The sequence below is a fragment of the Paenarthrobacter sp. NCHU4564 genome (genome assembly GCF_052156435.1).
Classification (GTDB): domain Bacteria; phylum Actinomycetota; class Actinomycetes; order Actinomycetales; family Micrococcaceae; genus Arthrobacter.
Genome location: NZ_JBQLIS010000019.1, coordinates 75,568 through 88,807, shown reverse-complemented (window position 1 = coordinate 88,807; position 13,240 = coordinate 75,568). Strand labels below are relative to the sequence as shown.

Sequence of the window (13,240 nt, the reverse complement as noted above, 5' to 3'; positions counted from 1 at the left end):
AAGCAAACCAGCCCAAGCCCCCACCAACCCCGACAGCACACCAAAGCACCACCGGAAACCGGCCATTCAAAAGGGAGTTCGTCGCCTTCAAACCCGCATCAGCGGCGGCAACTCGAATAACTTTACACACCCCCAACCGTCGAAACAAATCCACAACCCGTGAACCCCATCACACCCCAAAACACCCCACACAACGCGCCGGGAAGTGAGAGAGCGTCGGCCCGAAAGCCAACACAGGTGAGAGAGCATCGGCCCAAAACGGGCGATAGATGAGAGAGCGTCGACCCAAAACGGGCGATAGGTGAGAGAGCGTCGACCCAACACGGGCACCCGGAACTACCCAGGACCAGCGTCCTAGTGGCCGCCGTGGCCTCCTGCGCCCTCGGTCCTGCGCATCATCGAGCCCAGAACTACGGCGGCGACGGCAATGATGGTGGCCGCAAAGAAGGCGGCCTGCATGCCGGCTACCTGCCCGGATTGCGCTGACACCACGGCAAAGATCGACACGAGCAGCGCGGTTCCTGCGGCGCCGGAGACCTGCTGCGCCGTGCTGATGATGGCAGAGCCATGGGAGTACAGGTTGGGCGGCAGCGGGTTCAGGCCAGTGGTGAAGGCCGGGGTGAAGAGGAGGGCCAGGCCAAGGCTGAGGACAACATGCAGGGTGATGACCCACCAGAGGGCGCTGGATTCATCAAGTCGGGAGAAGGCCCACAGTGTAGCCACCATGAGGACTGATCCCGTGACCGTCAACGGCAGCGGCCCTACTTTGTCGAAGATGCGGCCGATCACCGGGCCCAGCAAGCCCATGGCGAGGCCACCCGGGAGCAGCGCCAGACCGGTTTCCATCGGGGCCAGGTGGAGGGTGTTCTGCAGGTAGAGCGGCAGCAGGATGACGCCGCCAAACAACGCCATCATGGCGACGACCATGAGCAGCGTGGACACCGTGAACATCCGGTAGTTGAAGGCTCGAAGGTCCAGCAGCGGGGCGTCGGATTTCTGCAGCTTGAGCTGACGGACCACGAAAAGCGCCAGGCAGGCCACACCCACAACAAGGGCAATGACGGGGACAATACCGGCTTCGGCGCCGCCGATCTGGCTCAGCCCGTACACCAGCCCACCAAAGGCAGGAACGGTGAGGATGACTGAAGCAAGGTCCAGCGTCGTTTTTCCACGCTCACCCACATTGGTGAGGTACTTGGCCCCGATCGCGAATGCGGCCAGCGCAACGGGAAGGACGAACACGAACATGAAGCGCCAGGAGAAGTGGTCCAGGATGATGCCGGAAACGGTGGGGCCCATGGCCGGCGCCACGGAGATGGCGATGCTGACGTTGCCCATGACGGCGCCACGCCTGGCCATCGGCACCAAGGTGAGGATGGTGGTCATCAGCAGCGGCAGCATGATGGCGGTACCACCGGCCTGCACGATCCGGGCCACCAGCAGCACCAGGAAGCCGGGCGCCAGGGCAGCCAGCAGCGTCCCGCCGCTGAAGAGGCCCATGGCCAGCATGAAGGCACCCCGGGTACTCATCCGTTGCAGGATGAAGCCCGTTGTGGGAATGACCACGGCCATGGTCAGCATGAACCCGGTGGCCAGCCACTGCACGGTGGACGCGTTGACCTGGAGGTCGGTCATGAGCCGCTGCAGGGCAACGTTCATGATGGTTTCGTTGAGGATCACCACGAAGGTGGCAACCAGCAGCGTGACAATGACCGTGACGGATTCGCGGGACATCTTCCCGGAAACGGGTGGCTGCGGGCCCGTCACCTCCGCTGGGGTGGCCTGCGCGGTCGCGGCAGAAACAGGCCCGTCGGACGTGACGTCGGAAGACATGGAAATTCCCTCTGCTTGAGATGTGGTTTCCGGCGATCCATGCCGGTAAAGACAGGAACAGTCTAGACGCCCGCTCCATTCCCGTCAGCAGAAAATCCAAACGTTAGGAATTCAGTGGCACATTGTCAATCAAGCGAACGGGCCCTACCTTCGCGGCAATGATCGCCAGTCCTTCCCCGCGGAACGGCGTCTCCTTGCAGTTCTCGGCGAGGGGTTCCAGGGTGGTGGGGCTGACGACGTCGAAATAGTCCAGTTCCACCCGTGGCTGGGACTTGACGAGCGCGACGGCGGAGTCGAGGTCCAGCGGTTCGTGCGCCTTGGCGCGGGACTCAAGCAGGCGCAATGCCCGCGAGAGCACCAGTGCCGCCTCGCGCTCTTGGTCGGAGAGGAACCGGTTGCGGCTGGAGAGGGCGAGCCCGTCGGCACTCCGGACGGTCGGCACGGGGACGATCTCTACCGGGAAGTTCAGGTCGGCGACCATGCGCTTGATCAGGGCCAGCTGCTGCGCGTCCTTTTGGCCGAAGTAGGCGCGGTAGGCCGCCGTCGTGCCGTCCGAAGCCGCACCGCCGGGAAGTCCATAGTGCAGCAACTTGGCGACCACGGTGAGTGCTCCGTCGAAGTGGCCCGGCCGTGAAGCGCCTTCCCATTTTTCGCCCAGCGGGCCGGAAGTGATCCGGACAAGCGGTTGTCCGCCGGGGTACACCTCGTCCACGGACGGCGCAAAGACCAGGTCCACGCCCTCGGCGTCCAGGAGTTCCATGTCGGCCTCCAAGGTCCGGGGGTAGCGGTCGAGGTCCTGGGCGTCGCCGAACTGAAGGGGATTGACGAAGATGGTGGCAACAACGACGTCGTTTGCCGCTACGGCTGCCCGCGCCAGCGCAGCGTGTCCGGAATGCAGCGCGCCCATGGTGGGCACCAGGCCTTGGGACGAGCCGTTCTTCCCGGCCAGGAGGCGCGCACTTTCCGTACGGAGCGCGGCCGCTGTAGTGACGAGTTTGATGGCCATGCTGTTCAGTGTCCTTCCGGTTCCGCGGGGCCATCCCGCAGCACCTCGATGATGTCGGTGACTTGTTCGGCCCGCAGCAGCCCGCGGTTGGCTGCCCTTCTCGCGGTTGCCTGGGCCATGGCCTGGTAGGCCGCGAGGACGTCGCCCCCGGCACCGCCGTCGTACTCTTTCAGGGCCTGGGCGTGGGCAGAAACTGTCCCCACGTCGCCCCGGGCCACCGGCCCGGTCAATGCAGTTTGCCCCGACGCCAGGGCGTTTTCCAGCGTGGCGCGCAGCAGCGGCCCGAGCATGGCTTCAGGCGATTCGACGCCGATCTCCCGGAGCAGCTGCGAGGCCTGCGCCACCAGAGTGACCATGTGGTTGGAACTGTGGGCCAGCGAGGCATGGTAAAGGGTGCGGTCACCTTCGGCGATGGCCACCGGTTCCGCACCCATCTCCACCACCAGGGCCTGCGCAATCGGCAGCATGGCAGCGTCAGCCGTTACCCCGAAGGTGCAGTCCATCAAGCGGTTCAGGTCAAGGCTCAGCCCCGTGAAAGTCATGGCCGGGTGCAGGGCGAGCGGGATGGCACCGGCCGCGCGGACGGGTTGCAGGATGCCCACCCCGAACCGGCCCGAGGTGTGCGCTACCAACTGGCCGCTTTGCCACGCACCCAGCTTGGCCAGGCCGGACACCAGCTCTCCCAGGGAGTCATCCGGAACGGCGATCAGCACCAGTTCGGAACGCTCCACGATGTCCTGGATCTCCAGGATCGGGACACCGGGGAGCAGGGTCTCTGCCCGCTCCCGGCTTGCCTCGGAGACGGCGGAAACCCCGACGACGGCGTGCTCGGCCCCGCGCAAAGCGGCACCAAGGACGGCACCCACCTTGCCGGCCCCGATGATGCCTACTCCGAGTCGTCCTGGCCTAGCCATTGTGGGGTTCCTCCTTGGTTGGTGGGGTGTCAGCGGGCATGACCTGGGCGAGCCACTGCTCGCTGGTTTGCCGCTTGCGGGCTTCGCGCGCCCTGGCCGCCTGCTGGTCGAACAGCGCCACCGCTTCCTCCACCCCTGCCTGGTAGAGCCGCGGCATCACTGGTCCGGTCGTGGTGTGCAGGACCAGGTCGGCAACCCTGAAACGCCGCGCCAGCGGCCCTTGCTGGAGGGCCATCGACTGGGTGCGCTGATGCGGGACCAGCACCAAGGTACGCCACCACCGGCCGGACCGCAGCAACAGCGCGGTCCCCGTGGCCAGGAAGCCGTTCCTTCTCCATCCCAGCGGGGCAAGCAGGCGCGCGCGGCGGGGAGTGGTGACGAATCCGTCGGGACCGGCGGCGGCTATGGTTGCGGCTTCGGGCACCTTCGCGGCTTCGGGCACCCTCGCGGCTTCAGACACCTCCCCCGCGACGGAAGTGCCAGGCGTCCTGGCCGATCCGGCCGCAGGTGCCAGGCCTTCCAGTCCCGCCGTGAAGACCCCCACGGGATCGGCGATGCCCGGATCGGGCAGCACGAGCGAGAGCATCATCATGACGTGCTCCTTGCGGCCAACCGGAAGCAGGGTGGTCCGCGCCGCAGACTCATTCCCTGCGGAAAGGCCATAACCGGCAACATTGACGTGCATCCGGTACCAGCCGAAGATCCTCCACAACGGCGGCTGCGTTACCTTCACCGCCTGGATGCGCCCCGGCGGAAGCGTCTGTGCCTGGGTATCCAGAAGCCCATACCGCAGCCGGATACCGTCCGGCGAGATGGCGGCCGTGAAGTTGTACCCCTTGTTGAAAGAGCTCCAATACGCGGCTCCGATGCCCAGGATGGCGGGTATCAGTGCAAAAAAGATGGCACTGTTGTCCGTCAGCACGGAAACGGCTACGGAGACGGCCGCGCCCAGGACCACAAAGACAGTCTGCTCGCTCAGTAGCAGGGAACCCACCAGTCGCGACGGCGGGACGGACAGGACCACCTGCTCCGGAGCCTCGGGGTACTCCTCGAAGGCAGGTGATTCAGCCGCGGGGCCCGGTCCTCCCGGCGCACGGTCTGCTGGTATAGCACCGTCCGCCGGTACAGCGCCGTTTACCGCTGCAGCGCCTTCTGCCGGTACTGCACCGCCTGTCTGCCGGGGCGGGTACCCCGACCCGGGTAAGGGCTCCTGCCCGGGCACCGACCCCTGCGCGACTTCTGTTGCCGGGGACCCTCCGCGGGTAGCAGCTGCGACGCCGGCGGCCCTGGCCAGGATGGTGGCGCGGAGCTGCTTGGCCTGGGCGAGCGGCAGGTAGGCCAAACGCACGGCCGATTCACCGGCGTCGGCCACTTCGAACTTCAGCTCGGCGAGCCCGAAGATCCTGGCCAGCAGCGGCTGAACGATATCGATGGCCTGGACCCGGTCCAACCGTGCCTGGCGCTGTTGCTTGAACAGGAAGCCGGTGTTGACCCTGACGTACCCCTCGGCCACCTGGTAGCGCGTGAAGTACCAGCTCAGGATGAACCCGCCCACGGTCAGCAGCATCACCACGGCCCCGCCGGCCAGCAGCCACGGGACCCGGCCGCTGAGGTTGGGGTCCAGGAAATCACGGCCCTGCAGTATCCGTTCGAAGGCATCACGGCCGAAGAAATACACGACGGCGGCAAGCGCCACCCAGCCCCGCACGAAGGGTGAGGCAGGGTGTACCCGCCGCCAGTCGCCGTCGACGGCTTTACCGGGAAAGACAGCCTCCGGGCTCACAGCCCGGCCAGCCTGGCTTCTCCACGGGCGGAAAGCTGCTCACGCAACCGTGCGCCTTCCGCAGCCGGAAGGCCGGGAAGCTGCGCGTTGGTACCCACCGACGCCGTGTGGAGTTTCAGGGTGCACAGCCCCAGGCTGCGTTCCACAGGGCCCACCGCAACGTCCACGTACTGCATGCGGCCGTAAGGCACAACCATGGTCCGCTGGAAGAAGATGCCACGCCGGATGAGGAGGTCGTCGTCGCGCTCCGCGTACCCAATGGCCCGCACCTGGCGCGGAATCAGCACCAGCCGCCACAGCGCCAGGACCAACATCACCGCGGGAACGGCAACCGCAAGCCACAGCGGCGGCCACCGCCACCACCCCAGCTGCACAAAGATCAAAGGAAGGCTCACGATCAGCAGCATCACCGCGTTGCCAATCGCCCACTCAACCAATCGCACCGTGACGTACTTGGGCGAAACCCGCTGCCACTGGATGCCGGGAGGGTCAATCGCCTCGGTATGCATACTCGCCTTCGCCTTTGGACTCACCGCGACGGGTTTCCGGCCCCGTCGTGCCGCCTTCGAAATCCTCCGGGGGGATGCGGCAGAACCGCTCCACGACCAAGCCCACCACCAGCATCACCACGCCGCCGCCGCCCATGACCAGGGTGTTCCACAGAATGCCCTCGCCGCTGCGAAGCGTTCCGATGCGGAGCAGGTCAAGGGCAATCCCGGCGTGCCAACCCAGCAACAAGGTGCCCGCATAGGCACAGGCCTGGGCAAGAATCAGCGTTCGGGCCGCCATGATCGGGTTGAGCAACGTCTTCTTCTTGCCGTTCCGCCAGCGCAGGACCCGGATCCCCATGACCAGCGTGAGGACGGCAATGACGCCCATGGTCACCAGGGCGGACACCGGCAGGACCGGGGTGGCCATGCTGTAACGGTTGGTGGCGGCGGTAGCCAGCAAGGCCAGGCCGGCAGCCAGGACGGCGATAATCACCAGGGTCAGCGGTCGCATGGCTTTCATGGCTACTCCAGGGCTCCTGTCGCCGGGACGCCGGCCACATCACCGTACCCGTCGAAACGCCGGATGTCCGGCATGTCGCTGGCACGTGCCGCGAGTTCCGCTACGCTCCGGCCGTCCAGTTGCGCATTCGGTTCCAGCAGCGACCACGGGTAGAGGACGAAGGCGCGTTCGGCCGCGCGCGGGTGCGGCAGCGTCAAGACGGGGTCGTCGCTGTGCAGGTCGCCGAAGACAATGATGTCCACGTCCAGGGTCCGCGGACCCCACCGCACTTCCCGGGTCCGGTGGTGCTTCTGTTCCACGGCGTGGCAGTGCTGCAGCAGTTCCAACGGGTCAAGAGTGGTTTCCACGGCCATGACCATGTTGAGGAAATCGGGCTGCCCCTCCGGGCCACCCACCGCCTTGGTCTGCACCACGGGAGAGACGCCAAGGAGCCGGACTTCCGGCGGGTCGACAAGGTCGGCGACGGCGGTCGTCAGGGTGTCGTTGCGCTCCCCCAGGTTGCTGCCCAGCGCCAGGATCGCCTTGGTATAAGAGCCGGTCATGTGCGCTCCCGGTGAACGCTGACCGTGACATCGCCGAACGGCACCTCGATGGGGGCCTTCGGTTTGTGGACAGTGACGTCGACGGCGGACAGGCTTCTGTAGTTGGCCAGGATCCCCTCGGCGATCCTGACGGACAGCGCCTCGATCAGGTTCAAAGGCTCCCCCTCGATGTACGAGGTGATGAGCTCGGCTACCTCGCCGTAGTGCGCTGTGTACTGGAGGTCGTCCGTTTCCGCTGCCTTGGTGAAGTCCGTGTGCAGCACGGCATCCACCACGAACGGCTGGCCATCACGGCGCTCAAAATCGAACACACCGTGGTAACCGACGGCAGTGACGCCGGTCAGCGTAATCCTGTCCACAGCGACCTCCGGTCAGCGTGCGATTCGAGCGGCGACCTTGACGGCGTCAAGGCTTGGACCGACGTCGTGCACCCGGACAGCCCAAACGCCCTGCGCGGCACTCAGGGTGGTGATCGCGGCAGTGGCGGCGTCACGTTCCTGCGGGGCCGCCGACTTCCCGGCAACCGTCAGCAGCGAGCCCAGGAAGCGTTTGCGGGACGCGGCGACCATGACCTTGTGACCGAGGCCGAACAGCTGGTCCAGGTTCTTGAGGATCTCCCAGTTCTGGTCCTCGTTCTTGGAGAACCCAATGCCCGGATCAACAATGATCTGCTCCGGGGTGACGCCCGCTGCGTAGAGTTTGTCGCGAACGCCCTGGAGCTCGGAGACGACGTCTTCGGTGACGTTGTCGTAGTCCGTGAGGCTGTCCATGGTCCGGGCATCGCCACGGCGGTGCGTGAGGATATACGGCACCTTGGTGCGGGCCACCAGCTCCGGCATGCCGGGCTCGATGGTCAGGCCGGAAACATCATTGATGATCGCAGCCCCGGCTTCCACGGCGGCGGCCGCAGTGGACGTGTGCATGGTGTCGATACTGACCAGCGCCCCGGCCTTGACCAGTGCTTCCACCACGGGCAGCACACGGCGCTGCTCCTCTTCCGGCGACACGGGCTCGGCCCCCGACCGCGTGGATTCGCCGCCGACATCGATGATGTCTGCGCCGGCATAGAACATCCGCAGGCCCAGGGCGATCGCGGAGTCGGGGGTGCGATGGGCTCCACCGTCGCTGAAGGAATCCGGGGTGACATTCAGGATTCCCATGACGAGGGTCCGGTCCGTTGGCAGGTCCTCGAACCTGGCCGTGGGTCGCGGCTTACGGAGAATCGGCAGCGGGCTTGTGGCCGGGCCGGTTCCGGGTGCTGCGGCGAGGGAATCCATATATTGCTTACCTTCCGAGTATGAGGCTCATGGCTTCGGCGCGGGTGGCCGGGTCATGGAGTTGACCGCGCACCGCACTGGTGACGGTCTTGGCGCCCGGCTTGCGGATGCCGCGCATGGACATGCACATGTGTTCGCACTCGACGACCACGATCGCACCGCGCGGGTTGAGGTGCTTCACGAGGGCCTCGACGATCTCCGTGGTCAGCCGCTCCTGCACCTGCGGCCGGCGGGCATAGATGTCCACCAGGCGCGCCAACTTGCTCAGGCCCGTCACCTTGCCGTCATGTGACGGGATGTAGCCAACGTGGGCCACTCCATGGAACGGAACCAGGTGGTGTTCGCACGTTGAGTAGAAGGGAATGTCCTTCACCAGGACAAGCTCTTCATGGTCAAGGTCGAACGTGGTGGAAAGGACCTCGGCAGGGTTCTGGTGCAGCCCTGCGAAGACTTCCGCGTAGGCCTTGGCCACCCGCTTGGGAGTGTCCTGGAGGCCGCCGCGGTCAGGGTTTTCACCGATGGCCAGGAGGATTTCACGGACAGCTGCTTCGATGCGCGGGCGGTCCACTTTGCTGCCCCGGTGGGCGTCCACGGCAGAACCGGGAACGGCGGCGAGGTCGTCGTCGTCGAAATGAGTCACAGCAGAAAGCTTAGCCGTGAAGCGGGGAGTCGTTGCCGCCGTCGGGTCCCGGCGCCTGGAAGTTGTCCTGGCTGCTGACGCCCTGCGCGTGCGGGGCAACGGTGTCCAGCGGCTCGTCCAGGCGCGCCTTCTTGGCTTCCTCCTGGGCTTCGCGTTCGGCACGTTCGGCGCGGCTTTCCACCGGCGGGATGGTCTGCACGGGACGCGATTCCTTGGACAGCCAGATCTCGCGGAAGTCGCGCTTGCGGACATCGCGGAAGATATCGGCGATCTCGGCCTGGTTCAGGGTTTCACGCTCGAGCAATTCCAGCGCCAGGCGGTCCAGGATGTCGCGGTTTTCGGTGAGGATCGCGTAGGCCTCGTCGTGCGCCTGGTCGATGAGCCGGCGTACTTCCTCGTCCACCACGTAGGCGATCTGGTCGGAGAAGTTGCGCTCCTGCGCTGCGTCGCGGCCCAGGAACGGCTCGCCGCCACCCTGGCCCAGCTTCACGGCGCCCACGCGTTCGCTCATGCCGTACTGGGTGACCATCTTGCGGGCGGTGCCGGTGGCCTTCTCGATATCGTTGGAGGCGCCGGTGGACGGATCATGGAACACGATCTCCTCCGCCACGCGGCCACCCATGGCGTAGGCCATCTGGTCCAGCAGTTCGTTGCGGGTCACCGAGTATTTGTCGTCCTCCGGAACCACCATGGTGTAGCCCAGGGCGCGGCCGCGGGGCAGGATGGTGATCTTGGTGACCGGGGCAGAGTTGCGCAGGGCTGCTGCAACCAAGGCGTGGCCGCCCTCGTGGTACGCGGTGATCTTGCGCTCAAGTTCCTTCATGACCCGGCTGCGCTTCTGCGGGCCGGCCATGACGCGGTCGATTGCCTCGTCCAAAGCGCGATCGTCAATCAGGTTGGCGTTGGAACGGGCCGTCAGCAGGGCGGCCTCGTTCAGGACGTTGGCGAGGTCGGCACCCGTGTAGCCCGGGGTCTTCTTGGCCACGGCCTTGAGGTCGATTCCCTGGGCCATCGGCTTGCCCTTGGCATGGACGTTCAGGATTTGCTCGCGGCCCTGCAGGTCCGGCGCTTCCACGGTGACCTGGCGGTCGAAACGGCCGGGACGGAGCAACGCCGGGTCCAGTACATCCGGGCGGTTGGTGGCTGCGATGAGGATGACGTTGGTCTTGACGTCGAAGCCGTCCATCTCCACCAGGAGTTGGTTCAAGGTCTGTTCGCGCTCGTCATTGCCGCCGCCGATCCCGGCACCACGGTGACGGCCAACGGCGTCGATCTCGTCCACGAAGATGATGGCCGGGGAACTGGCCTTTGCCTGCTCAAACAGGTCGCGGACACGGGAAGCACCCACGCCGACAAACATTTCCACGAAGTCCGAACCGGAGATGGAGAAGAAGGGAACGCCGGCCTCGCCCGCGACAGCGCGAGCCAGCAGGGTCTTACCGGTGCCCGGAGGGCCGTACAGCAGCACACCCTTGGGAATCTTGGCACCCACGGCCTGGAACTTGGCCGGCTCCTGGAGGAATTCCTTGATCTCCTGCAGTTCCTCCACGGCCTCGTCAGCACCTGCGACGTCGGCAAAGGTCACCTGCGGCATGTCCTTGTTGACCAGCTTGGCCTTGGACTTGCCGAACTGCATCACCTTTGAACCGCCACCCTGCATGCGGGACAGCAGGAACCAGAAGAGCACACCCAGCAACAGCACCGGAATCAGCAGCGAGAACAAGCCGGAGAACCAGTTGTTCTCGATGGGCTGGTCAGTGAAGCCCTTCTCCGGGTTCGCATTGGTGACAGCCTTGACGACGTCCGGACCACGGTCCGTGACGTAGAAGAACTGGACGTTCTTGCCCTTGTCCTGGCCATCGATGTTCAGGTTGTCCTTGAGGACCAGGTCAACGCGGTTCTCGGCGTCGAAAATCTTTGCCTGCTCCACCTTGCCGCTCTGGGCGAGGAGCTCGAGGCCGTCCTTGGTATCGATGCGTGCAGACCCGCCGGGGGCCAGGGTTGCGAATGCCACCAGGAGCAAGCCGACAACGACAACAATCCAGATGCCCGGGCCCTTGAAGAAACTCTTAGCTTTCATCTGATCGGGGTTGCGCCCCGTCCCTCCTGGTAGTGCTGCAAGGCGCAACTTCTGCGCGCAAGTGGTGCTGCTTCAGTTTCTAGCTATACACCCGTTCCCAGTAATTCACGCACTGGAATGCTCAAAAGTTCCCTCTGGGCGTACACAGGATACCCGCCTCCGACGGGCTCTAACAGGGGTTCGGGCTTGGCGCTCCCCCTTTATCAACCGCACCCGCACCCCTTCCCGCCCAATGCACCCCGTATTACGGGTGCGCCTGGCGGGACCGGGAGCGGAGACCACACCAGAGGGGTGCGCTGGGTGTGAACGGGTGCGGCCCTGGTTGACCAGACCCGTTCTCTTTTTCCACATACGGCTGGGCAGGCCTGCCTATCCGTGACGGGCAGGGGGCATCGTTGCTGTCATGCCTTCCTCCACTCTGATCTTGAGTTCCGACGCCACGCGGATCGGGCAGGACCCGCGCCTGCTTGCCAAGCGGGCGCGGCGGGGAGAGCTGATACGTGTGCGCCGGGGAGCCTATGTCTCTGCCCGGGACTGGTCTTCCCTCAACGATCGGCAACGGCACGGTCTCCTTGCTGCTGCACTGGCCGGGACCAGCCTGAAGACACCCGTCTTCACCTTGAAAACAGCGGGTTTGCTGTGGGGCTTGGGGGTGGTCGGGGTTCCACAGCAGCTCCAGACCGCTACCGATGATCCCCGCGGTGGGCGATCCAAGAACGGAGTCCTCCGCACTTTGGGGTCCCTCGACCACGGTGTCTGCGAACTCGGAGGATTTCGGGTTACTGAAAAGGCGCGGACAACGATCGAATTGGCAAGCAGACTGAACTTTGCAGAAGCCCTGGCGGTTGTTGACTCCAGCCGCCGCGAACCATCCAAGGCTCCCATGGACACAGCCGCAGATTGGGACAAGGAGGCTCCGTGGGGCACGGCACTCAAGGAGAAGACCCTGGAGGACGCGGTCAGCACCCTTCCCGCATCATCCCGGCAACAGCGTGCCGCCAAAATCATCGAGTTCTCTACATCCGGGTCGGAATCTGTTGGCGAATCCATGAGCCGTGCAAACATGATCCTCCACAGGATCCCACTGCCTCGGCTTCAGGCCGTCTTCCAGCTAAGGAATGGAAAGACAGCAAGGACCGATTTTTGGTGGCCGGAGTTGGACTTGGTCGGAGAATTTGATGGCCAGGGAAAGTACCTGCGGAACCAACTCCGGGGCGGAAAGACCCTTCAGCAGGTAGTCATGGAGGAAAAGGCACGGGAGAACGCCTTGCGTGCGCTCGGGCTAACCGTCATTCGGTGGGATTGGGCCGAGATGATGAATCCGCGTACGTTCATCAGGATCCTGACAGACGGCGGCCTCGAACCCGTTCGCACTGGGCGGTGACGATGCCAGGGAGGAACCTCGGGGCCTTGCAACTGTGCACCCCTAGCTGCCCGACGCACCCCTTAAGCGCGTGCGCCGCACCCCCTCGCGCCAGATGCACCCGGTGTTACGGGGGCGCCGGGCGGAAGCGGGTGCGGCGGTATACGCGAGCTGCCGGGCCCACGCGAACCCCACGTACGGGGCGCCGGGCGGAAACGGGTGCGGCTGAAGGAAAGGCTTACTCGTAGACGTGCGGGGCCAGGGTGCCCACGAAGTCCAGGTTGCGGTACTTCTCCGCGTAGTCCAGGCCGTAGCCCACCACGAACTCGTTGGGGATGTCGTACCCGACGTACTTGACGTCTATTTCCACCTTGGCGGCCGTGGGCTTGCGGAAGGCCGTGCAGATTTCGACGCTGGCCGTGCCGCGGGATTCAAGGTTGGACTTGAGCCAGGACAGGGTGAGGCCGGAATCGATGATGTCCTCGACGATCAGCACGTCCTTGCCCATGAGGTCGGTGTCAAGGTCCTTGAGGATCCGGACCACGCCCGATGACTGGGTACCCGAGCCGTACGACGACACAGCCATCCAGTCCATGCTGACGTGGCTGTGCAGTGCACGCGCCAGGTCCGCCATGACCATGACGGCCCCCTTCAGAACACCCACGATCAGGATGTCGCGGCCCTCATAGTCCTTGTCGATCTGCGCCGCCAGTTCAGCGATACGGGCTTGGATCTGCTCTTTGGTGTAGAGAACGTGCTTGAGGTCTGCCTGGACGTCGTTTGAATCCACC

The 13,240-nt window shown here is 65.1% G+C and carries 13 protein-coding genes; 1 reads left to right on the top strand and 12 read right to left on the bottom strand.

Going from position 1 to position 13,240, the window contains the following annotated elements; all coding sequences use genetic code 11:
• Window positions 1-354: 354 nt before the first annotated feature.
• The 11 genes from ACSVIE_RS17160 to ftsH form a co-directional block, all read right to left on the bottom strand.
• Entirely contained in the window at window positions 355-1,833 is a 1,479-nt protein-coding gene (locus ACSVIE_RS17160) for a DHA2 family efflux MFS transporter permease subunit (RefSeq protein ID WP_442424630.1), read from the bottom strand.
• A gap of 103 nt (window positions 1,834-1,936) precedes the next feature.
• Window positions 1,937-2,839, bottom strand: coding sequence for a pantoate--beta-alanine ligase (gene panC, locus ACSVIE_RS17155; protein ID WP_442424629.1), 903 nt, complete (start codon window positions 2,837-2,839; stop codon window positions 1,937-1,939).
• A 5-nt stretch (window positions 2,840-2,844) separates the two neighbouring features.
• Window positions 2,845-3,753 carry a Rossmann-like and DUF2520 domain-containing protein gene (locus ACSVIE_RS17150; RefSeq protein WP_442424628.1) on the bottom strand — a complete coding sequence of 303 codons (909 nt, stop codon included), beginning with the start codon at window positions 3,751-3,753 and terminating at the stop codon, window positions 2,845-2,847.
• The gene (locus tag ACSVIE_RS17145) at window positions 3,746-5,536 is read right to left on the bottom strand and encodes a PH domain-containing protein (RefSeq protein WP_442424627.1); all 1,791 of its coding nucleotides are present in this window, start codon (window positions 5,534-5,536) and stop codon (window positions 3,746-3,748) included. The genes ACSVIE_RS17150 and ACSVIE_RS17145 overlap by 8 nt, the downstream gene beginning before the upstream one ends.
• Entirely contained in the window at window positions 5,533-6,045 is a 513-nt protein-coding gene (locus tag ACSVIE_RS17140) for a PH domain-containing protein (protein ID WP_426005180.1), read from the bottom strand. The genes ACSVIE_RS17145 and ACSVIE_RS17140 overlap by 4 nt, the downstream gene beginning before the upstream one ends.
• Window positions 6,026-6,547 (bottom strand): DUF3180 domain-containing protein, encoded by a 522-nt coding sequence (locus ACSVIE_RS17135; RefSeq protein ID WP_442424626.1) that lies wholly within the window; start codon window positions 6,545-6,547, stop codon window positions 6,026-6,028. The genes ACSVIE_RS17140 and ACSVIE_RS17135 overlap by 20 nt, the downstream gene beginning before the upstream one ends.
• A gap of 2 nt (window positions 6,548-6,549) precedes the next feature.
• On the bottom strand, window positions 6,550-7,089 hold the full coding sequence (gene folK, locus ACSVIE_RS17130) for a 2-amino-4-hydroxy-6-hydroxymethyldihydropteridine diphosphokinase (protein WP_426005178.1): 540 nt from the start codon (window positions 7,087-7,089) through the stop codon (window positions 6,550-6,552).
• On the bottom strand, window positions 7,086-7,448 hold the full coding sequence (gene folB, locus ACSVIE_RS17125) for a dihydroneopterin aldolase (RefSeq protein ID WP_426005177.1): 363 nt from the start codon (window positions 7,446-7,448) through the stop codon (window positions 7,086-7,088). Before folB ends, folK begins: the two co-directional genes overlap by 4 nt.
• A gap of 12 nt (window positions 7,449-7,460) precedes the next feature.
• Window positions 7,461-8,366, bottom strand: a complete 906-nt coding sequence (gene folP, locus ACSVIE_RS17120; protein WP_442424625.1) for a dihydropteroate synthase — start codon at window positions 8,364-8,366, stop codon at window positions 7,461-7,463.
• A 7-nt stretch (window positions 8,367-8,373) separates the two neighbouring features.
• Complete coding sequence (folE, locus tag ACSVIE_RS17115) at window positions 8,374-9,006, bottom strand: GTP cyclohydrolase I FolE (RefSeq protein ID WP_426005175.1); 633 nt, start codon at window positions 9,004-9,006, stop codon at window positions 8,374-8,376.
• A 10-nt stretch (window positions 9,007-9,016) separates the two neighbouring features.
• Window positions 9,017-11,086: an ATP-dependent zinc metalloprotease FtsH gene (gene ftsH, locus ACSVIE_RS17110; protein WP_426005174.1), complete on the bottom strand. Its 2,070-nt coding sequence runs from the start codon at window positions 11,084-11,086 to the stop codon at window positions 9,017-9,019.
• 403 nt (window positions 11,087-11,489) lie between these two features.
• Between ftsH and ACSVIE_RS17105 the strand changes: the two genes are divergently transcribed.
• Window positions 11,490-12,470 (top strand): hypothetical protein, encoded by a 981-nt coding sequence (locus ACSVIE_RS17105; RefSeq protein WP_442424624.1) that lies wholly within the window; start codon window positions 11,490-11,492, stop codon window positions 12,468-12,470.
• A gap of 217 nt (window positions 12,471-12,687) precedes the next feature.
• Here ACSVIE_RS17105 and hpt read toward each other — a convergent pair whose 3' ends face one another.
• Complete coding sequence (gene hpt, locus ACSVIE_RS17100; protein WP_426005171.1) at window positions 12,688-13,239, bottom strand: hypoxanthine phosphoribosyltransferase; 552 nt, start codon at window positions 13,237-13,239, stop codon at window positions 12,688-12,690.
• Between the last annotated feature and the right edge of the window lies 1 nt (window position 13,240).